Origin of the sequence: Nocardiopsis dassonvillei subsp. dassonvillei DSM 43111 (assembly GCF_000092985.1) — a bacterium.
Lineage (GTDB): Bacteria > Actinomycetota > Actinomycetes > Streptosporangiales > Streptosporangiaceae > Nocardiopsis > Nocardiopsis dassonvillei.
Genome location: NC_014210.1, coordinates 4,863,081 through 4,883,911, shown reverse-complemented (window position 1 = coordinate 4,883,911; position 20,831 = coordinate 4,863,081). Strand labels below are relative to the sequence as shown.

The window sequence follows — 20,831 nt, the reverse complement described above, 5'->3', positions numbered from 1 at the left end:
ACCGGCCGCGTCCCGCGTTCCGAGCGGAGGAGTTGGCGGACCCATGACCGACACCCCACGGCGGGAGGGGGCCGACCACCCCTCCGGGTTCACCCATCTGGACGGATCCGGCGCCGCCCGCATGGTCGACGTCTCGCAGAAGACGGTGAGCGCGCGCACCGCCACCGCGTCGGGCCGGGTGCTGCTCGGCCCCGAGGCCGTCGCCGCCCTGCGCGGGGGAGGGGTGCCCAAGGGCGACGCCCTGGCCGTCGCCCGCATCGCCGGGATCCAGGCGGCCAAGCGCACCCCCGACCTGGTGCCCCTGTGCCACCCCATCGCCGTGCACGGGGTGGACGTGGACCTCACCGTCGTGGACGCGGGCGTGGACATCCGGGCCACGGTCCGCACCGCCGACCGCACCGGCGTGGAGATGGAGGCGCTCACCTGCGTCATGGCCGCGGCCCTGGGGCTGGTGGACATGGTCAAGGCGATCGACCCCGCGGCCGAGGTCACCGGAGTGCGCGTCGAGGAGAAGACCGGAGGCAGGAAGGGCCACTGGAGGCGTGGTGACTGACGCCCCCGTCCCCCGCGTGGCGGTCGTCACGGCGTCCAACCGGGCGGCGGCGGGAGTGTACCCGGACCGCTCCGGACCGGTCGTGGCCGAGGGGCTGCGCGGGATCGGCTGCGAGGTCGTGGGGCCGTGGGTGGTCCCCGACGGCGAACCGGTGGCCCGGGCCATCGGCCGCGCCCTGGACGAGCGGCTCGACGCCGTCGTCACCACCGGGGGGACCGGGCTGACCCCGCACGACCACACGCCCGAGGTGACGCGCGCCCTGCTGTCCTATGAGATCCCCGGGATCGCCGAGGCGCTGCGTGCGGCGGGCCGGGACAAGGGCGTGCCCACGGCGATCCTGTCGCGCGGCCTGGCCGGGGTCGCCGAGCGCGCGGGGCACCGGATGCTCGTGGTCAACCTGCCCGGCTCCCGGGGCGGCACCGCCGACGGGATGGAGGTGCTGGCGCCGGTGCTGCGGCACGCGGTGGACCAGCTGCGCGGAGGCGACCACGCCCGCTCCGAATGACACCGGACAATGACCGGAATCACATCCCGGGCATTCCGACCGTTGAGAATTCCTTGGGGCGGGGCCGGTTTTCGGTACGGGAGTATTGGAGTTAAGAATCAGCCGATTCTTGCCCGCGGGGGCGACCGCAGCCATGCCGCGTCCCCGGGAGTGGAATACTGGAGCCCGTCACCGGCGACGGGAACCCGACGCCTCCGCGTCCGGTGTCGCAGCGCTGGGCTACGGTGCCGAGGGCATCGAAGGGACGGTCGTGAATCGCAGACATGGGTGGCCCGTCACCCTCCAGGAGGGTTCGGTCGTACTCCGGCCACTGCGGCTCCGCGACGCCGCGGCGCTCCGGGACACGCGTTCGCGCAACGAGGAGTGGCTGCGCCCCTGGGAGCCCACCTATCCGGAGATGCCGCTGCGCACCACCGGGCTCACCCCCTACGTCTCGATGCTCCAGTCCATCCGCCACGAGGCCAGGCAGGGCCTGTCCATGCCCTGGGCGATCCTCTACGGCGACAGGTTCGTCGGCCAGATCACGGTGGGGGCCATCGTGTGGGGCTCGGCCAGGTCGGCGCAGGTCGGGTACTGGATCGACAGCGCCCACGCCGGGCTCGGCATCACCCCGACCGCGGTCGCGCTGGCCGTGGACCACTCCTTCTTCCGCGTCGGGCTGCACCGGATCGAGGCCAACGTCCGGCCAGAGAACCGGGCGAGCAGACGCGTGGTCGCCAAGCTGGGTTTTCGCGACGAGGGCGTGCGCAGGAGACAGCTGCACATCGACGGGGCCTGGCGCGACCACATCTGCTACGCGATCACCGCTGAGGAGGTCCCCCAGGGGCTGATGTACCGGTGGCGCCACGAGTCCTCTTCTTCCGGACCGTCCGGGGAACCCGGTTCCGGCCCCGGTTCCGCTTTGGGGCCACAGGGCCCGAACGGCGGCCGGGATCCACACGATCCGGCGAGTCCGTACCCGGAGCCGAACTGAACGTGCCAACATCGCAGAAGCATCCGGAACTTAAACCTGACTTTAGTGACATTGACTCATTACTTTGCGTTGAATTGGGACTGCACTCCGCAGTCGTTGGCTGACCTGTGCTTTCACCCCCGGGGTCAGGGCGTCCGAAACTGAGAGTCCACAATCTTGCGACACTCCGGTCAGAATGTGGCGCATTTATGGACACGGGGTCGTACCGTGCGGAACATAGACGCATTGACGATGCGGGCAACGCGTGGATATGGCGCACCGGAAACTCCCCGGGTCCGGGGAGGGACGGGTGCGGCGCTCCCCGCCGGGACGTCTCCGTCCCCGGGAGCACCACGCGGCGCGGTGTCGACGAGGTGTCGATCAACGTCCAGTGGCCGTCATCGTGAGGAGGGGTGATGAGCAGCTCTCCTCTGTACCTGGCCATCGTGGTGGTGTGGCTCATAGTCCTGGTGCCGATGCTGCTGCGGAAGGACCCCGACACCTTCCACGAGGACCCGCGGGAGGACGAGGAACCCGCGGGGACCGAGGCCGACGAGGCCGGGGAGGACGCCGAGGGGCGTGCGGAGGACCCGGACGCCACCGAGACCCGGGTCCTGCGCCGTGACGACCACGGCATCGCCCCGGCGGACGCCCCCGGGCCCGCCGGGGACGCGCCGCGCCCGGGGCGCTACCGCGCCGAGTCCGGGCCGCGCGCCCGCGTCATCGCCCGCCGCCGCCGTCGCACCACGACGCTGATCCTGGTGAACGCCGCCACCCTCGTGGCCGTGGCCCTCGGGCTGGGGCCCTGGTGGGTGGCCGCCCCGCCGGCGCTGCTGTTCGCCGGACACCTGGTCCTGCTCCGTGAGGCCGCCAAGGCCGACGCCGAGCGCAGGGAGGCGGCCCTGCGGGCCCGCCGCCGTGAGGTCCTGCGCGCCCGCCGCGACGAGGCGGAGCGGCGGCGCGAGGCCGAGCGCGAGGCCGAGGTGATCGCTCTCAAGGAGCGGCGCAGCCAGGTCTACGACCAGTACGCGGACGCCCGGCTGCGGGCGGCCGGGGACTGATCCGGTCCGGACCGGGAACGGTCCGGGCCGGGGCCGCGCCCGCTCCGGGACCGAACCGGGAGAAGCCGGTTCGGACCACTCCGGGTTTCCTGCTAATGTGGATCTCGTCTTCGGGGCTATGGCGCAGTCCGGTAGCGCACCTCGTTCGCATCGAGGGGGTCTGGGGTTCAAATCCCCATAGCTCCACCGCAGACAGCAAGGCCCCTCCCGGGTTCGGGAGGGGCCTTCGCCGTGTTCTGAGGGACATCCCCGGGAGGCTTCCGGGAGATCTCCGGTGGTGGACCCGTGCTCGTCCCCGGCGCGGAGGGGCCCGCACGGCGCCCCGGCGCGCACAGCCGGGCGGGCTCCGGTCCGGAGGCGGTGCTGCTGTTCCCTGCGGCGGGAGGTCGTTTCCGGACCGGAGCCCCGAGTGTCACCGGCGAAGCGGCTATCCCCTGTCGCGGGGCGGCCGGTACCCGTCCAGCGTACTCCCCGCCTTCGCGGCGGGGCAGGCCTCCGCAATCTTTACAGTGGCAACCCCCCGTCGTAGGGTGCGGAGCCATGGCACACGGATACCACCACGGGAACCTCCGGGCCGCCGTCCTGGAGAAGGCGGCCGAGGCCATCGCCAGGGAGGGGCCCTACTCCTTCAGCCTGCGCTCTCTGGCACTCGAACTCGGGGTCAGCCACACCGCCCCCCGGCACCACTTCGGCAGCCGTGAGGGCGTGCTCAACGCCCTGGCCACCGAGGGCTTCCGCGAACTGGCCGCGCGGCTGCGGGCCAACCGCGAGTCCGGCGGGGGCTTCCTGGAGGCGGGTGTGGAGTACGTGCGCTTCGCGACCGGCCACCCGGCGCACTTCGACGTGATGTTCACCCCCAGCCTGCTGAGCGACGACGACGCCGAGCTGAACGCGGCGCGCACGGCGGCCTTCGACGAGCTCCGCGCCGGTGTGGAGTCCCTGGCCGAGGAGGGCCGGGAGGTCGAGGACGCGGCCGCCGCCATGGTCGCGGGCTGGTCGGTCGTGCACGGCATCGCCACGCTCTCCCTCACGGGGAACCTGGAGGGCTCGGGGTTCGGTGACCTGTTCCGCGACGCCGACCTGCTCACCGTGACCCGCCGCAGCGCCGGGCTGCTCTTCGGCCCCTCCGCCGCGGGCCGGGGCCCCTCCGCGGGGGAGTAGGTCCGCCCGGCGCGGCTCCCGACCGGCCGCGGGGCGTGCGCCGAACGGTGCCGCGCCCCCTCCCGGCGCCCCTGTGCGGCCCGTGACGCGCAGGACGCGTCCACGCGGGCGTTCTCGGTGCTCCTGGGACTCGTGGTGCTGCTGGTGCCGGACGGGCTCCAGCGTCCGGCTGGCGGCCGTCCGTCGGACACTGGAGCCCGACCCGGCCGGAAGGCCTCAGCGCCCGGAGACGTACTCGGCCCGGACGGCGTAGATGGCGGCCTCGGTGCGCGAGTGGACCTGGAGCTTCTCCAGGATCTTGCGGACGTGGTTCTTGACGGTGTTCTCGGTGATGAACAGCCGCTCCCCGATCTCCCGGTTGTTCAGGGAGCGGGCCAGCAGCTTGAGCACCTCGGTCTCGCGCCGGGTCAGCTCGGGGATGGTCGTGCGGCTGGGCGGCGCGCTCTCCTGCTTGGCCAGCTCGGCGAACTCCCCGATGAGCTTGGTCGCCATCGCCGGGTTGATGAACGAGTCGCCCTTGACGATGGCGCGCACCGCCTCGGCGAGTTCGGTCACCGAGATGGCCTTGAGCAGGTAGCCCGTGGCCCCGGCCTTGAGCGCGTCGAAGAGGTCGCTCTCGTCGTCGCTCATGGTCAGCATGATGAACCTGGTGTGCGGCACCGCCTCGCGGATGCGCGAGCAGGCGTCGATGCCGCTGGTGTGCGGCATCATCACGTCCATGATGACGACGTCCGGACGCAGCTCGGCGGCCAGGCGGACGGCTTCCTCCCCGTCGTTGGCCTCGCTGACCACGTCGATGTCGGGCTCCTCGTCCAGGACCGACACCAGGCCCCGGCGGAAGAGCGCGTGGTCGTCCACGACCATGGCGCGGATCGGGGCGGCCGGAGCGGCGGGCTCCCCGGGACAGGGGGCCTGGGCGGGGAAGAGGGGGTGTGCGCTCATGGATCTCCTACCCATCCCGTCCCTGGCCGTGTGACGGGCTCTCGCGCACCGGGGACCCGGGTCTGTCCGGGCGGACGCGGTGCGGGCGTGTCCAACCGCCGGCCAGGAGGAGAAGGGCCGGCCGGGGGAGACGGATGCGCATGGAGACCTCCTGCTGGGGCTGCCCATTGTCTCATGTGCGCTCGGTGAGCGGAGTGGTAACGGACGAACGCACCGCCCGGTACCCCGCGCGCACCCGCGGGAAACGGTGCGAACGACACCGCGGGAACGGCGTGGAAGGGTGCCACCACCATGAGCCCGGGAAGAGGGAAGTAGGATATGTGGTTTTGTGCATGACCGAAACAGGTGCTCTGGGGGCTCCCCCTCCGTGTGCGCGCCCGCGGGACCGGAACGAAGACGCCATGACGCAGAGTCACGTTCAGACAGAACGGATGTGATGGTGCAAAGCTGGCATAGCTCTGCTTTCCGACATTCGGTTCAGTAGGTTCTCCCTGGTAACAGCCCGTGTTGATCTCCGGGGGTGCGCCCAAACGCGCCTCCGGATATCCCGATTTCCCGTCCCGGGGAAATGGGAACGCCGTCGCTCTCCGTTATATTCATGGTGTTGATTTGACCTGGCTGATGTCTTGTTTTGGCAGGCCGCCAAGCTGGCAGTTGTTGTGTCTGCGGTAATGAAAGTCCTTCTGATCTGGGGAAACGAGCCAGGATTCGGCTATTCGGACCATGCTTCAGCGGGCTTCGGTGGTGCCCGTGCCATAAAATGATGAACATTCGCCCATGGGACTTGCGGACCGAGAGCGCTCTGCGCCATCGTGGTCGTGGGATGGGCTGGAAGCCACACGAAAGGTAGATGCCATGACCACGCGCGTGATTACTGCCCGTGACAACGGGTGGGCCTGGCTGTAACCAGTCCGCCGAAAGGGTTCCGCCGAACCCCGGCACAGGGACCCGACCGGACCCCCGAGGACCGGTCGGGTCCTTTCTTCGTCCCCCGCCTCCGCCGCCCGGCCCGCACCGCCCCCGGAAGGCACCGGGGCGGGGATTTGACCGAGCGCGGCACCGGGTAGGGATCCGGACACCGAACCCCGGCCCCGGCAGGGGCCCACCGCGCGACCGTGAAGGGGCGGACCGTGTCCGACTCCCCGAAGTACCCCGGCGGATACCACCCCGAAGAGTTCCCGCCGCAGGACCCCCCGGCCACGCCGGGGGACCCCGCGTTCCCGACGGAGGAGCACCGGCCACCGCCGGAGGCCGCACCCGTGGGGGGATACGAGCCCCCGCCCCCCGAACCCCCGCCTCCCGGGCCGCGTGAGACCACGGTCGAACCGGTGGAGGAGGAGCCCGCGGTCGCGGCGGAGCGCTTCCGGCGCACCACACCGGCCCGGCGCAAGGTCATCCCCGCCCGCAGGACCGGCGGGCACTGGCGGCTGCTCGCGGGAACGACGACCTACGTGATGGTGGTCGGCGGGATGGCGGACTACGTCGATCCGCAGACCCGCGCGCTCGCCCACCTGGTGTTCTGGCTGCTCATCGGGGGCGCGTTCCTGGTCACGCTCAACCGCGAGCGCCGCCACGGCTGGGAGCCGGGCCCGCGCTGGCCCTGGCTGGCCGGGGCCTTCGGCGGAGCGCTGGCGGTGGAGGTCCTGGTGCTGGCCTTCGGGTCGCCCGCGATCATCGTGGGCTCGGTGATCCTGCTGGGCCTGGCCCTGTTCGTGCTCATGCTCGTGGGCTGAGGCCGCGGGCCGGGGCGGAGGAGGGGCGCGGGCCGGGGCCCGCGTCAGGTGGCCTCGTCGTCGAAGGGAGGGCGCTTGCCGTTCAGCCGGGCCACGGGCTTGCTCTCCTGCTCTTCTTCCTCCCAGAAGTGCTTCTGCACGAAGCGCCGGGGGTTGAGGTCCTGCACGTCGAAGTCCTTGAACTCCGGGCCCAGCCCCTCGCGGATGTCGTTGGAGGCGGAGTTGGCCATCGTCCGCAGCTGGCGCAGCACCCTGCCCACCTGCTGGGCCGCCTTGGGCAGCTGGTCCGGACCGAAGATCAGCAGCGCGAGCAGGAGGAGGACGACGAACTCTCCTCCGCTGATGTTGAACATGCGCGACCTCAGTCCTTCGGTGTACCGACCGGCTTCAAGCAGGTTAACCGGTATCGGGGGGCTTGGGTAACCTCACCCCGGTCGTCCGCAAAGGGGGTGGACACGGGCCAGCCCCCCGCTCTGCGAGCGGAGGGCTGGGCGCGGGCGCTCCACCCGGTCCCGGCTGCTCGGGTGCGCCGTCAAGTAAGGGAACGCGGACGCGGAAGGTGCCGTCGGGCGACCGGGAATTCCGTCGACCGCGTGGAAAGGACGGCTCTAGACCGCTTTGACGTCAGCGGCCTGCGGGCCCTTGGGGCCCTGGATGATGTCGAAGGTGACCTTCTGGTCCTCTTCCAGGTTCCGGAAGCCGGTGCCCGAGATCGCCGAGTAGTGGACGAACACGTCGGGCTGACCGCCCTCGACGGCGATGAACCCGAAACCCTTCTCAGAGTTGAACCACTTCACGGTGCCCTGAGCCATGTGCACTCCCTTGGGGACTACTGCGGGGCCGCACCCTGCTGGCCCCGGGCCGCCGGGCGCCTGACCGACGGGTGAATCCCGCACCGGCGAGCGCCCACGTGAAGTTCCGCGAGGCGCCCCGGGCATCCATGGAAACTACAACAGCAACCAGTTGCTGACAGTACCAGGGAGGGTGCTGCCCTGCCGAGGCCTTCCACACGGGAATCGCGCTCTTTCCCTGTCCTGTTTCGGCTACTCGCAACTGTTGATTTCCGTTCGCCGGGCCACTAATGGGGCGCGGCCGAACACGGATGCGCCGGGGCGCCGTTCACTAACCGCCGCTGCCGTAGATCCACACGTCGAACCACATGCGTTCACGCCACATACCCTCGTCGATCGGATACGCCGACAACACCGGGTAGAAGTAGGCGAAATTGGCCACGATCAACAGCAGGACCACGCCGTAGACGATGCCGCCCACCGCACGCGTGTAGGGGGCGAAGCGCGGACTGTCCTCCCCGGCCCCCATCGCCAGGCCCAGCGCCAGCACGATCGCCAGGACCAGGAAGGGCAGCAGCGGGACGGCGTAGAACAGGAACATGGGCCGGTCCGGGTAGGCGAACCACGGCAGCCACCCCGCGGCCACGGCCAGCAGCACCGCCCCGGCCCGCCAGTCGCGGAAGGTCACCCACCAGCCGAGCATCACCGCCAGCGCGAGCAGGCTGGACCACCAGATGACCGGCGTGCCGATGGAGACCACGGAGGTGACGCAGTCGCCCGTGTCGCACGAGGCGACCTCGCCGTTGTAGTGGAACATCACCGGGGTGCGCATGACCAGCCACTCCCACGGCGCGGAGATGTAGGCGTGGTCGCTGGTCAGGTCGGTGTGGAAGGTCATCATCCGCTGGTGGTAGTCCACCAGGCTCCACAGCGCCTCCACCGGCGCCCGCAGGAACCCGGGCACCCACTCGGGCGCCATGCCGTCCGCGAAGTCGCGGTTGTAGCCGCCGCGGGTGAACAGCCACCCCGACCACGAGACCAGGTAGACGACCCCCGCGACCACCACGGTCTGCACGAACGCCGGGACGGCGTCGACGCCCAGCCACCGCCAGAAGAAGCCGCGCTGGCCGACGCTGCTGCGGGCCCCGTAGTCCCACGCCACCGTGAGCAGGCCGAACGCCGCGACGAAGAACAGGGCCGACCACTTGGTGCCCACCGCCAGGCCGAAGCACAGACCGGCCGCCAGCCGCCACCAGCGCATCCCCAGCCAGCCCACCGACGCCAGGTCCCCTCCCGCCTCCGCCAGGCGGGCCATCCGCTCCCGGGTGCTGTCCCGGTCGATCACCAGGCACGCGAATCCGGCCAGGATCCACAGGGTCAGGAAGATGTCCACCATGGCGATGCGGCTCAGCGTGAAGTGCAGGCCGTCCAGCGCCATGATCAGCCCCGCCGTGCAGCCCAGCAGCACCGAGCGGGTCATCCGCGTGGCCAGCCGCACCAGGATGAGGACCGAGAGCACCCCGGCCACGGCGGAGGCGAACCGCCAGGCCTCGGGGGTCATGGTCGTGCCGAACGGCAGGAGCGACCACAGCCAGTCGCCCAGGGCGATCATCCACTTGCCCACCGGCGGGTGCACGATGAAGTCGCCCGTGCCGGTGAAGATGTCCTGGTACCCCTGGGCGAGCAGGTCGTCGGCCTCGACGGGCTCCTCGACGGTCTCGTGCTCGTAGCCGAAGTTCCAGAGCCCGTAGGCGTCCTTGGCGTAGTAGGTCTCGTCGAAGTAGATCCGGTCGGGCTGGCCGAGGTTGAAGAACCTCAGCACCCCGGCGAACAGCGCGACGGCGAAGGCGCCCAGCCAGCCCAGCCAGCGGGGCGCGGGGTTGACGGGCAGGAAGCGGGCGCGTATCCGCGCCGACCGCGGCGGGGGCGAGGGCTCTGCCTCGGAGAAAGGTGCGGTGGTGGTCATCGGGTGTACGGGGTGGATACTCCCGCCCTCAGGCGGTGGAGGGAGCCCCTGCCTCCTTCTGGGTGGTGTAGCCGTAACCGTCCGCTCGCTGGAGCAGACACAGGTTCTTCCATGAGGTCTTGATCGGCCCATACGAGGTTTGCAGGGTGTGGCTCCCGCTGCTGCGCACCGCCACCCGGCCTGTGTGCGTCCCCGCGTTCATGTCCGACGGCACGGCCGCTCGGGCCAGATCCCCGGTCTGGAAACCGAAGAACCGTTTGCGGCGGGGCAGACGCAACCGGGGGAAACCGTGCCTGTCCGCCCGGGTACGGGCATAGGGGCCGCGCCCAGCGGCCCCGACGACCAGGACCGTTGAAACAGCCGTGGTGACGGCTTCGACCCTGCCCACGGCCAGGGCGTCCAGGGTGTGGGACTCGGGCAGGTGGTCGCGGGTGCGGTTCCACTTCGTCCGACCTCCCGATCCCACACGGGTGGGCGGGCACTCGTCCAGGGACCGCCACAGCGCCCACCGAGTGGCGTCGACCGCTGCGGCATCGCGCAGCGGCGCCTTGGTCTGCGCGCTGATCCCGGCGAGAGCGCGGGGGTTGGTCACGAACTCCTCGACGGGCTGGTCGGCTTTGGCCCGATTGCACGGGACACAGGCCAGCGCGAGGTCGGCCACCCGGTCCGTTCCGCCTCGGGAACGGGGACGGACGTGGTCGATGTTGAGCGGGGTGCCGGTGGCACCGCAGTAGGCGCACGCCCGTCCCCACTTGGCCAGCAGGTACTCGCGCACCTCGTAGCCGTGCAGGGTGCCGTGTCGGTACTCCACCCCTTCCGCAGGACGCCCCGCGCCCAGGGCGTGGACGTCGAAGGCGACCCGCTCCACGCGCACCGCACGGACCGGAGCCCACCGGGCCGGACGACCCACCCAGGCCAGGGTGGTGTCCACCCGGTGCCGGAGCGAGGGTGGCGGCCACCCGCGTGGACGGGTGCGGTTGTCGAACCGGGCCGTCCGGTAACGCAGGTTACGAGAACGGCGCCCCTTTCTGTAGGCGGCGCGTTGGCGCATCCTCTTGGCGATCTGACCGCCTCGGTGGTCCGGCCGTATCGCACAGCGGCCTCGGCGTTCTCCACGCCGGTCGGTGAACACGGCGGTGCCGGCGCGCTTGCTGCCTGGGTCAATGCCTGTCTCGACCCCGTCGACCCCGGACTCGGCGGTGGTGCGATCCTTCAACCTGATGACGAAGGGGGTGTGCCGGGCCGCGATCGCCCGGCCCCTGGCCAGGAGCCGGCGGGCCCGCGCGGGGTGGGTGGGTTGTAGTGGTGTGCCGTGGCGGTCCGGCACGAACACGTACGGGTGCCCCTCGCGGGGCGTGGTCTTCGGTGGACGGTCCTCACGGGCCTGCTCCCCGGCCCCCGGGGGCACGGGGGCGACGCCACCAGCGGTAGGTGAACCGCCGGTGGTCTCCCCTCGCACATGTTCCACACCGGGTGCCCCGCGCACGTGGCTTCCGCGCCCCGTTTCGTTCCCGTTCCTTGGAATGTCCGCTGACGCGGATTCCAGAGCAGGCCGCTGAGGAAGCACGGCCTGGTGGGTCTTCTCACCTGTGTGGAACGTAGCCAACTGGTCACCTCCCTGGTGTTGGCTGGTGCTGGTGACGCCAGGCCCTCGACCCGGGGGTCGAAAGCCCCGCCTTCGAGCGGGGAACGCGTTACCTCGGCTCGTAGGTTGGGGTCGGAGATGGTTGTCCTTTGCGGACGGACCACGAAACCAGGTTTCGGATGGCGTGACGAGCCAACCGTAGCGCGACAGGACGGGGATCACAGTGGTTGAGGGTGGAGCTGGGACGAGTGGAGGGACGGGGACCCTGACGCTCGCCGGTGTGCCCATCGGGAACGTGGAGGACGCGCCGCCCAGGCTGCTGCGCGCACTGGAGGGCGCCCGCGTCATCGCGGCCGAGGACACCCGAAGGCTACGCCAGTTCGCCTCCCGCGCGGACGTGCGCCTGGGCGGGGAGGCGGGCGCCCGGGTCGTGTCCTACTACGACGCCAACGAGAGCCGCCGCACGGACGAGCTGCTCGGCGACCTGCGCGCGGGCAGCGACGTCCTCGTCGTCACCGACGCCGGTATGCCGGGGGTGTCCGACCCCGGCTACCGGCTGGCCGCCGCCTGCGCGGGAGAGGGCATCCCGGTGACCGCCATCCCGGGGCCGTCCGCCGTCACCACGGCGCTGGTGGTCTCGGGCCTGCCCACCGACCGCTTCTGCTTCGAGGGCTTCCCGCCCCGCAAGGGCCTGTCGGGTTACCTGGCCGACCTGGCGGCCGAGCGCCGCACGATGGTGTTCTTCGAGAGCCCCCACCGCGTCGCCGCCACCCTGGAGGCGATGGCCGCGGCCTTCGGCGCCGACCGGCGCGCCGCCGTGTGCCGGGAGCTGACCAAGACCTACGAGGAGGTGCGCCGGGGCGGCCTCGGGGAGCTGGCGGCCTGGGCCGCCGAGGGCGTGCGGGGCGAGATCTCCCTCGTGGTGGAGGGCGCCCGCCGCGACCCAGGGACGGTCGGGGACGCCGACCTGGTCGCCGCGGTCTCGGACCTGGAGGAGGAGGGCGTGCGCCGCAAGGAGGCGATCACCCGTGTGGCCAGGGAGTTCGGTGTTCCCAAGCGCCGGGTCTACGACCTGGTGCACGGGGTCGTGTCCGCCGACTGACCGAAAACGGCGGCCCGCGGCGGAACCTTTCCGGTTCTGGAGCGTCTGACCAGGTGAACCAGCCAGACCGTCGATGGGGAACACGTTCATGCGAAGCCACCTCTTCCAGCAGGCCCAGGAGACCAGCCAGCCGGGTATGCACCTGCAGAACCACAAGATGCTCCGGGTGGGCCTCAACGGCGAGTTCTTCGCGCGTCAGGGCGCCATGGTCGCCTACCAGGGCCAGGTCGACTTCTCCTACGAGGGGTCCGGCAGCGTCAGCAAGTTCTTCAAGAAGGCCTTCACCGGCGAGGGGCTGCCGCTGATGAAGGTGTCCGGGCGCGGCGACGTGTTCCTGGCCCGCGACGCCTGGGACGTGCACCTGGTGGACCTGGAGGACGACCACCTCACGGTCAACGGCGACAACGTGCTCGCCTTCGAGGCCGGGCTGAACTGGGACATCCGCCGTGTGGAGGGCGCGGGCATGGCCGCCGGCGGCCTCTTCAACACGGTCTTCAGCGGCCGGGGCAGGGTGGCCATCGCCTGCCACGGCGCCCCGGTGCTGATCAACGTCGACCAGCCGACCTTCGTGGACACCGACTCCGCGGTCGCCTGGTCCAGCTCGCTGAGCACGGGCGTGCGCCGCACGGTCAAGGCGGGCGCGCTCATCGGCCGGGGCAGCGGAGAGGCGCTCCAGCTCTCCTTCGAGGGCCAGGGCTTCGTCCTGGTGCAGGCCTCCGAGGGCGCGCCGGTCGCGGCCCAGACGGCCTGACCCGACAGGCGAAGGGCCCCGGGACGTGTGTCCCGGGGCCCTTCGCCTTCCGGTCCGCCGCGCCACCCGGGGGCGGCGCGGCGGGCCGTGTGAGACGCGGCGGGTTCCCGGCCGCGGGGCCGGGAATCCTGGGCGGCGCTAGACGACGGCGCCGTCGTCGGCCTCGCGGGCGGCCTTGGCGGCCACCTTCTGCTTGGCCTTGCGCTCCTTGACCACGTGCGGCGGGTCGGTCCTGTCCCACCTCTGGAGCCAGATGGCCAGCGGGACGGCGACGAAGATCGTCGAGAGGACGCCCGTCACCAGACCCACCAGCATGGCGATCGAGAAGTCCTGGAGCGAGGACCCGCCGAGGAAGGTCAGGAAGCCCAGGATGATCAGCGCGCCGATGGAGGTGTTGACGGTACGCGGCAGGGTGTTGAGCACCGCGCGGTTGGCGATCTCGGAGAACTTCGACCTCTCGTCCCGGGCCCACTCGTCGCGCACCCGGTCGAACACCACCACCGTGTCGTTGACGGAGAAGCCGATGACGCTCAGGAGCGCGGCGAGGAACACGCCGTCGATCGGCTTGCCCAGCCAGATGAACAGCCCGATCACCAGGACCAGGTTGAAGGCCAGCGACAGCATGGTGGACACGCCGAACGACCAGCGGAAGCGCCAGGCCAGGTAGACCATCTGGAGCGCGAGGGCCGCGCCCAGGGCGATCAGCGCGCGGTTGCGCAGCTCGTCGCCCATGCTCGGGCCGATCAGCTCGTCGCTGACCAGTTCCACGCCGCCGGTCTGCTCGCCCAGGGCGTCGGCGATCCGGGCCGCGTCGTCGTCGGAGATGCTGCCGGTGCGCACCGAGATGTCGCCGTCACCGGACTCCTGGACCACGGCCGTGTCCGAGCCGGGGAAGTCCAGCGCGGAGATGACGGAGCGGGCCTCGTCGACCGAGACGCCCTCCCCGCTGGTGACCTCGTACTCCAGCACGCGGCCGCCGGTGAACTCCACACCGAGGTTGGTGTCGCGGATCAGTGGCGCGGCGACCGCGGCCGCCACGATCAGACCCGCCACGATCAGACCCTTGGCGCGGTGGCCCATGAGGTCGGGGTTCTTCTCGACCAGCCAGGTGCGGACGCCGCCGATGCGGTTCAGGCCGCTGACGGCCGGGTGCTTGCGCACGACCGCGCGCCGCACCGCCCACTCGACGAACACGCGCGCGATGACCAGCGCGGAGAACATCGAGACGAGGGTGCCGATGCTCAGGGTCACGCCGAAGCCCTGCACGGTGCCCGAGGCGAAGAAGAACAGCAGGGCGGCGGCGATGAGCGTGGTGATGTTGGTGTCGAGGACGGCGCTCCACGCTTTGCGGGAGCCCACGACGAACGCCTTCTCCAGGCTCGGCGGCACCGCCCGGCGCCGCTTGCGGGTGAGCACCCCGGACTCGGCCTTGGCCGCCTCGTCCTCGGTGGCGTCCCGCAGCCCGGCGGACTTGTTGGCCTCGTAGACCTTCGCCTGGCGCTGGTGTTCCTCACGTGTGCGTTCGAAGATCAGCACGTTGGCGTCGATGGCCATACCGATCGCCAGCACGAAACCCGCCAGGCCCGGCAACGTCAGTGTGGCGTTGATGGCGACCAGGGCGCCGTAGGCGATGAGCGTGTAGAAGCCCAGGGCCAGGGCGGCCAGGAAGCCGACCAGCCGGTAGACCAGCGTGATGTAGAGCGTGGTGAAGGCCAGGCCCAGGATCGCGGCGACGGCGCTGGCCTGGATGGCCTCGGCGCCCAGGGTCGGGCCGACCGTCTGGCGCTGGACCTCGGTGACCGGCAGCGGCAGCGAGCCGCCCTCGATCAGCACGGCCAGGTCGTTGGCGGTCTCACTGGTGAAGTCGGGGCTGGTGATGGTGGTGGTGTTGCCGGGCATGCCCACGTCGCAGGAGAACTCCGGGTTCACCTCCGGGGCGGAGATGATCTGCCCGTCCAGCACGATGGCCACGCGGCGGCGCGGGTCGCCCTGTTCGTAGCAGGCGGCGTCGGCGGTCAGCGCGGTCCACTGGTCGGCGCCCTCGCCGCGGAAGTTGACGTTGACCGTCCACTGCGCGCGGTTGACGCTGTCCAGCGCGGCCTCGGCGCTGGCCACCTGGTCGCCCTTGATGGCGGTCTCGCCGAGCTGGAGCTGGGTGCCGTCGGAGTCGGGGAGCGTCATCACGACGTCCTCGGGGTTCTCCGCGCTGGGGCCGGCGGGGGGCTGCTGGCCGCCCATGCCGCCCTGCTGAGCCATGAGCTCTTCGAGCTGCTCCTGGGTCATCTCCCCGCCGCCGCCCTCGGCGGCCTCGTCACCGCCCTCGGCCGCGGCGTCGGACGGGGCGCGCGCCTCGTCCGCGGTGGCCTGCGGGGCGTTGGCGGAGTCGCCCGGGGCGGGCGCCTGCACGCCCTGGCCGCCGGCCTGGCCCACGCCCAGCACGGGGTGGAAGGACAACTGGGCGGTCTGGCCGATGATCTGCGCGGCCTCCGCCGGGTCCTGCACACCGGGCAGTTCGACGATGATCCGGTTCTCGCCCGAGCGCGACATGGTCGCCTCGGACACGCCCAGGCGGTCGATGCGCTGGCGCAGCACCTCGACGACCTGGTCGGTGTTCTCGGAGTTGGCGGGTGTGCCCTCGGGGCCGTCCTGGGTCTCCAGGACGATCTGTGTGCCGCCGCTGAGGTCGAGCCCCAGGCGCGGCGGGATGAACCACGCCGCGCCGAACGCGACGAGGATGACGAGAAGGGAGATGAGGGCGCGTGTCCAACGCGCGCCCGCTCCCGTTTGACTGGACAAGGACCTGGTACCTCTTCACTGCGAATACGGGTGATCCCGACGCACGCCGGAGACAGGGGGGTACGCGCGGGGATGGTCAGATGGCGGTGTTCGCGGTGGGAGGGGGAGCCCGTGTCGGCGGCAGCTCCCCGGGGGCGTCCAGGTCCGGGACGGGAACGGGCGCGGGGGGAGAGAGCGGCCACCAGGGCTGGTCCCACACCGCCAGGCGCAGTGCGCTGCTGGGCACGGTGTCGGGCAGGTCGCGCAGCACCGACCGGTGGTCGCACGTGGAGGCGGGCGGCCCGACGGTGACCATCGGGTTCTCGGCCAGGTCCGCGCGTTCGCGCGGGGTCACCCGCTCCTGGTCCGCCGCCGCGGCCACGGCGCCCTCGGGGGCGCTGAGCAGGCCGTGCGGAGGCAGGGGCGGTCCGGCCGGCCGCCCGCCGCCGGAGGCGACGGGGAAGGACAGGATGACGAGCAGGACCACGCTGGTCAGCAGGGCGGTCGTGTGCCGGGCAGGGCGGGGTAGGGCACCGGTAACCATGGTGACCACCGCCTCGGGGAAGGACCGGGAGGGAAGTGCTGCCCGACCGTGCGTCCCGGTGGCGCACGGCTCGTCCAGCAGAGCATACGGGTAGGGGCAAGCCCCGGGGAATGTCCCTTCGGCCCCTGTCGCACCGCCGGGCCGCCGTGCCCCGGACCGCGCGCGGGGAAGCCGGGCCCGGCGCGGCGCGTGCGGCGCCGCGTGCGCGCCCCGGGGCCGTGCGCGGGAAATGGAGTTCAGCACGGCGCGGCAGTACCTTTAGGCTTGGGTCATGTCGTCGAATCGTCACATCCTGACCGCGGTCGCCTGGCCCTATGCCAACGGACCGCGCCACATCGGTCACGTGTCCGGCTTCGGAGTCCCCTCCGACGTCTTCTCCCGCTTCCAGCGAATGTCGGGCAACCACGTGCTGATGGTCAGCGGGACCGACGAGCACGGCACCCCGGTGCAGGTCCTGGCCGACCAGGAGGGCGTGACCCCCCGGGAGCTGGCCGACCGCTACAACCGGATCATCGCCGAGGACCTGGTGGGCCTGGGTCTGTCCTACGACCTCTTCACCCGCACCACCACCGGCAACCACTACGCCGTCGCGCAGCAGCTGTTCACCGCGCTGCACGAGAACGGGTACGTGTTCGCCCACACGACCAAGGGCGCGGTGTCCCCGTCCACCGGCCGTACGCTGCCCGACCGCTACATCGAGGGCATCTGCCCCATCTGCGGTTACGACGGCGCGCGCGGCGACCAGTGCGACAACTGCGGCAACCAGCTCGACCCGATCGACCTCATCTCGCCGCGTTCGCGGATCAACGGCGAGAAGCCGGAGTTCGTGGACACCGAGCACTTCATGCTCGACCTGCCCGCCTTCGCCGACGCCCTGACCACCTGGCTCAAGGGCAAGGAGGGGCAGTGGCGCCCCAACGTCCTCAAGTTCTCCCTGAACCTGGTGGAGGACCTCCAGCCGCGCGCGGTCACCCGCGACCTCAACTGGGGCGTGCCCGTCCCGCTGGAGGGCTGGAGCGACAACGCCAACAAGCGCCTGTACGTGTGGTTCGACGCGGTCATCGGCTACCTGTCGGCGTCGGTGGAGTGGGCCCGGCGCATCGGTGAGCCCGAGGCCTGGCGCCGCTGGTGGCAGGGCGACGAGGCCCGGTCCTACTACTTCATGGGCAAGGACAACATCGTCTTCCACTCGGTGGTCTGGCCCGCGATCCTGCTGGGCCACAACGGCGAGGGGGACCGGGGAGGCGAGCCCGGCCCGCTGGGCGAGCTGAAGGTGCCCACCGAGGTGGTCTCCAGCGAGTTCCTCACCATGGAGGGGCGCAAGTTCTCCTCCTCGCGGCGCGTGGTGATCTACGTGCGCGACTTCCTGGAGCGCTACTCCGCCGACGCGCTGCGCTACTACATCATGGCCGCCGGTCCCGAGACGCAGGACACCGACTTCACCTGGGCCGAGTTCGTGCGCCGCAACAACGACGAGCTGGTGGCGGCCTGGGGCAACCTGGTCAACCGCTCCATCTCGATGGCGGCCAAGAACCTGGGCGAGATCCCGGCGGCCGGTGAGCTGACCGACGAGGACCGCCGGGTGCTGGAGGACTCGCGGGCCGCGTTCGCCAGGGTGGGGGAGCGACTGGAGCGGTCCCAGTTCAAGGCGGGCCTGCAGGAGGCCATGCGCACCGTGGCCGAGGCCAACAAGTACATCTCCGACCAGGCCCCGTGGGCGCTGAAGAAGACCGACCCCGAGCGGATGGCCACCGTGCTGCACGTGGCGCTCCAGCTGGTCCAGGACGCCAACACGCTGCTCACCCCGTACCTGCCCGAGTCGGCTAACAAGGTGTACGCGATGCTCGGCGGCACCGGCACCTGGACGGGCATGCCGCGCATCGACGCCGGGCGCGACACGATCGGCGGCTCGGAGGAGGAGGTGGAGTACCCGGTCATCACCGGGGACTACGCCGACAACGAGGCGCGCTGGGAGTCGCGGCCGATCGCGGTGGGCACCCCGCTCGGCCGTCCGGAGCCGCTGTTCGCCAAGCTCGACCAGTCGGTCGTGGACGAGGAGCTGGCCCGCCTGGAGGGCGCCGCCGGGTAGGCCCCGGCCGCGGCGGGGAGAAGGACGACCGCGCCGGCGGGCACCGCCCGTCGGCGCTTCTTCGTGGAGGAACGTGAGCATGGGAAAGCGCAGCGGCAGAGCGGTCAGGGAGCGCAACGACCAGACGCCCCCTCCGGTACCCGAACCCCTGCGCGTACCGGTCGCCGACAGCCACACCCACATGGACATGCAGACCCCGGAGGTCGAGGAGATCATCGCCGCCGCCGAGGGCGTCGGGGTGACCCCGCTCGTCCAGGTGGGCGTGGACCTGGCCTCCTCGCGGTGGGCGGCCGAGGTGGCCGCCGCGCACCCGGGCCGGGTGTGGGCGGCGGTGGCCCTGCACCCCAACGAGGCGCCGCGCATCGTGCACGGTGACGGCGCCCCGGGCGTGGAGGTGGACGACACCGACTGGGCGGGCAAGCTCCGCGAGCCCGGCGGGACGGCGGAGCTGGAGGCGCAGCTGGCCGCCGTCGACGAGTTGGCCGCTCTGCCCCAGGTGGTGGCGGTCGGCGAGACCGGCATGGACACCTTCCGCACCGGCCCCGAGGGCGCGCGGGCCCAGGAGGAGTCCTTCCGCCGCCACATCGACATCGCCAGGCGCCACGGCAAGGCCGTGATGATCCACGACCGCGACGCCCACGAGGACGTGCTGCGGATCCTGGAGGAGGAGGGCGCGCCGGACAGGGTGGTCTTCCACTGCTTCTCCGGCGACGCGGCCATGGCCAAGGTGTGCGCCGAGCACGGGTACTTCATGAGCTTCGCGGGCAACGTCACCTTCGCCAGCGCCGAATCCCTGCGCGAGGCCGCCGCGGCGGCGCCGCCGGAGCTGATGCTGGTGGAGACCGACGCGCCCTTCCTCACCCCCAAGCCCTACCGGGGCCGTCCCAACGCCCCCTACCTGATCCCGCACACGCTGCGGACGCTGGCGGGGGTCAAGGGCATGGACGAGGACGAACTGGCCGGGATCATCGCGGGCAACGCGGGACGCGCCTTCGGGTTCTGACCCCGGGATCCGCGGATCCGGACCCCCGCCGTCACGAACGGCGGCGGGGCCGCGCGTCCCGCCGGGAACGCGGGGACTCCGCCCTGGCGACCGCGCGCCGCCCACGCCGCAGGCGGCGCGCCAGCTCTAGCCGCCCCGCTTGCGCGGGAAGGCTGCGCGCGAAGCGCGTCCGTTGAGGGTGGTGGCGGGTGACGGGTGGGAGTTCTCCCGGCCCTGCCGGTCGGCGGCCTTCCACTGCCTGCGGCGCTCGGCGCGCAGTCGCGCGTCGCCCCGGGAGCGGTTCCACTCGGACTCGCGCCGGAGCCGGTTCCAGCGCTCCAGCCGCCGGGCGTCCAGCTCGCCCTCGTCCACGGCGGCGGTGACCGCGCAGCCGGGCTCGCTGCCGTGACGGCAGTCCCGGAAGCGGCACTGTTCGGCGAGGTCGGAGACGTCGGCGAAGGTCCGGTCCACGCCCCGCGCGTCGCCGGGCACGTCGATGCGCCGCACCCCGGGGATGTCCAGGACCAGCGCTCCGCCCGGCAGCTGGAGGAGCTGGCGGCGGGTGGTGGTGTGCCGCCCCCGCCGGTCGTGGCGGATCTCGCCGGTGTCCATCAGCTTCCGCCCGGCCACCGCGTTGACCAGGCTGGACTTGCCCGCTCCGGAGGTGCCGAGCAGGACCCAGGTGGTGCCGGGCAGGAACCGCGCGGCCAGTTCCTCCACACCGAGGCCGGTGTGCGCGCTGACGGTGTGCACGTCGGCGCCCGCGGTCACCGAGCCGACGAGTTCGAGTACCTCGGGGAGGCGGTCCCCGGCCAGTTCGGCCTTGGTGACCGCCACGACCGGGGTCGCCCCGCTCGCCCAGGCCAGGCTGAGGAAGCGTTCGAGGCGGCCCACGTTGGGCCCCTGGTCGGCGGCCTCGCAGACCAGGACGCCGTCGATGTTGGCGGCCAGGACCTGGTCGTGGGAGTCGCGGGCCACGCCCTGGCGGACGAGGCTGCCGGAGCGTTCGAGGACGGCCTCGACGACCCAGGTGTCGCCGGAGCGGCGCACCGCGACCCAGTCGCCGCCGCACGGGGCGGAGGACGGGTCGGCCTGCGCGGCCCTGGTGACGGCGGGGGAGTAGTCGGCGGCGGCCTCGCGGAGGAGGCGGATCACCGCCCCGCCCCGGCGGGAGGAGGAGACGCGCGCGGGGAGCAGCGGGTGGGGGCTCGCCGCGGCGACGGCGTCGAAGGCCCGCTCGACACGGCGGTTCCATCCCAGCGCGGTCAGCGGGGAGGCGGCGGGTGTGTCTGTGCTGTCGTACGTGTTCACGACGGACTCTCTGGAGCGGCGAGCCGTC

The 20,831-nt window shown here is 71.7% G+C and carries 18 protein-coding genes and 1 tRNA gene; 11 read left to right on the top strand and 8 right to left on the bottom strand.

The window, feature by feature from the left end:
- The first annotated feature begins 43 nt into the window (after window positions 1–43).
- The 6 genes from moaC (at window position 44) to NDAS_RS20175 (ending at window position 4,232) form a co-directional block, all read left to right on the top strand.
- Window positions 44–553, top strand: a complete 510-nt coding sequence (gene moaC / locus NDAS_RS20200; protein ID WP_013155088.1) for a cyclic pyranopterin monophosphate synthase MoaC — start codon at window positions 44–46, stop codon at window positions 551–553.
- The gene (locus NDAS_RS20195) at window positions 546–1,058 is read left to right on the top strand and encodes a MogA/MoaB family molybdenum cofactor biosynthesis protein (RefSeq protein WP_013155087.1); all 513 of its coding nucleotides are present in this window, start codon (window positions 546–548) and stop codon (window positions 1,056–1,058) included. Before moaC ends, NDAS_RS20195 begins: the two co-directional genes overlap by 8 nt.
- Window positions 1,059–1,308: 250 nt before the next feature.
- Window positions 1,309–2,031 carry a GNAT family N-acetyltransferase gene (locus tag NDAS_RS20190; protein ID WP_013155086.1) on the top strand — a complete coding sequence of 241 codons (723 nt, stop codon included), beginning with the start codon at window positions 1,309–1,311 and terminating at the stop codon, window positions 2,029–2,031.
- A gap of 395 nt (window positions 2,032–2,426) precedes the next feature.
- Window positions 2,427–3,071, top strand: a complete 645-nt coding sequence (gene sepX / locus NDAS_RS20185; protein WP_013155085.1) for a divisome protein SepX/GlpR — start codon at window positions 2,427–2,429, stop codon at window positions 3,069–3,071.
- A 112-nt stretch (window positions 3,072–3,183) separates the two neighbouring features.
- Window positions 3,184–3,257, top strand: a tRNA-Ala gene (locus NDAS_RS20180).
- A gap of 354 nt (window positions 3,258–3,611) precedes the next feature.
- Entirely contained in the window at window positions 3,612–4,232 is a 621-nt protein-coding gene (locus NDAS_RS20175; protein WP_013155084.1) for a TetR/AcrR family transcriptional regulator, read from the top strand.
- 216 nt (window positions 4,233–4,448) lie between these two features.
- Here NDAS_RS20175 and NDAS_RS20170 read toward each other — a convergent pair whose 3' ends face one another.
- Window positions 4,449–5,174, bottom strand: coding sequence for a response regulator (locus tag NDAS_RS20170; protein WP_013155083.1), 726 nt, complete (start codon window positions 5,172–5,174; stop codon window positions 4,449–4,451).
- Window positions 5,175–6,304: 1,130 nt separating this feature from the next.
- Between NDAS_RS20170 and NDAS_RS20165 the strand changes: the two genes are divergently transcribed.
- The gene (locus NDAS_RS20165; RefSeq protein ID WP_013155082.1) at window positions 6,305–6,907 is read left to right on the top strand and encodes a hypothetical protein; all 603 of its coding nucleotides are present in this window, start codon (window positions 6,305–6,307) and stop codon (window positions 6,905–6,907) included.
- Between the two features lie 44 nt (window positions 6,908–6,951).
- On the opposite strand, the gene NDAS_RS20160 is transcribed toward NDAS_RS20165, so the two are convergent.
- The 4 genes from NDAS_RS20160 to iscB form a co-directional block, all read right to left on the bottom strand.
- On the bottom strand, window positions 6,952–7,260 hold the full coding sequence (locus NDAS_RS20160; protein WP_013155081.1) for a sec-independent translocase: 309 nt from the start codon (window positions 7,258–7,260) through the stop codon (window positions 6,952–6,954).
- 255 nt (window positions 7,261–7,515) lie between these two features.
- On the bottom strand, window positions 7,516–7,719 hold the full coding sequence (locus NDAS_RS20155) for a cold-shock protein (protein WP_013155080.1): 204 nt from the start codon (window positions 7,717–7,719) through the stop codon (window positions 7,516–7,518).
- 310 nt (window positions 7,720–8,029) lie between these two features.
- A complete protein-coding gene (locus tag NDAS_RS20150) occupies window positions 8,030–9,664 on the bottom strand; it encodes a dolichyl-phosphate-mannose--protein mannosyltransferase (RefSeq protein WP_013155079.1) in 1,635 nt (544 codons plus the stop codon).
- A 28-nt stretch (window positions 9,665–9,692) separates the two neighbouring features.
- Window positions 9,693–11,537 (bottom strand): RNA-guided endonuclease IscB, encoded by a 1,845-nt coding sequence (gene iscB, locus NDAS_RS20145; protein ID WP_081461783.1) that lies wholly within the window; start codon window positions 11,535–11,537, stop codon window positions 9,693–9,695.
- Here iscB and rsmI point away from each other — a divergent pair.
- Window positions 11,473–12,351, top strand: coding sequence for a 16S rRNA (cytidine(1402)-2'-O)-methyltransferase (gene rsmI / locus NDAS_RS20140; protein WP_013155077.1), 879 nt, complete (start codon window positions 11,473–11,475; stop codon window positions 12,349–12,351). The genes iscB and rsmI overlap by 65 nt on opposite strands.
- A gap of 88 nt (window positions 12,352–12,439) precedes the next feature.
- Complete coding sequence (locus tag NDAS_RS20135) at window positions 12,440–13,102, top strand: AIM24 family protein (protein ID WP_013155076.1); 663 nt, start codon at window positions 12,440–12,442, stop codon at window positions 13,100–13,102.
- 138 nt (window positions 13,103–13,240) lie between these two features.
- Here the strand turns inward: NDAS_RS20135 and secD are convergent, their stop codons facing one another.
- A complete protein-coding gene (gene secD / locus NDAS_RS20130; RefSeq protein WP_013155075.1) occupies window positions 13,241–15,898 on the bottom strand; it encodes a protein translocase subunit SecD in 2,658 nt (885 codons plus the stop codon).
- A gap of 76 nt (window positions 15,899–15,974) precedes the next feature.
- On the bottom strand, window positions 15,975–16,421 hold the full coding sequence (locus NDAS_RS20125; protein ID WP_013155074.1) for a hypothetical protein: 447 nt from the start codon (window positions 16,419–16,421) through the stop codon (window positions 15,975–15,977).
- A gap of 271 nt (window positions 16,422–16,692) precedes the next feature.
- Between NDAS_RS20125 and metG the strand changes: the two genes are divergently transcribed.
- Window positions 16,693–18,510, top strand: a complete 1,818-nt coding sequence (metG, locus tag NDAS_RS20120; RefSeq protein WP_013155073.1) for a methionine--tRNA ligase — start codon at window positions 16,693–16,695, stop codon at window positions 18,508–18,510.
- A gap of 79 nt (window positions 18,511–18,589) precedes the next feature.
- A complete protein-coding gene (locus NDAS_RS20115) occupies window positions 18,590–19,513 on the top strand; it encodes a TatD family hydrolase (protein ID WP_013155072.1) in 924 nt (307 codons plus the stop codon).
- Between the two features lie 126 nt (window positions 19,514–19,639).
- Here the strand turns inward: NDAS_RS20115 and rsgA are convergent, their stop codons facing one another.
- Window positions 19,640–20,803, bottom strand: coding sequence for a ribosome small subunit-dependent GTPase A (gene rsgA / locus NDAS_RS20110; RefSeq protein ID WP_013155071.1), 1,164 nt, complete (start codon window positions 20,801–20,803; stop codon window positions 19,640–19,642).
- Window positions 20,804–20,831: the final 28 nt, after the last annotated feature.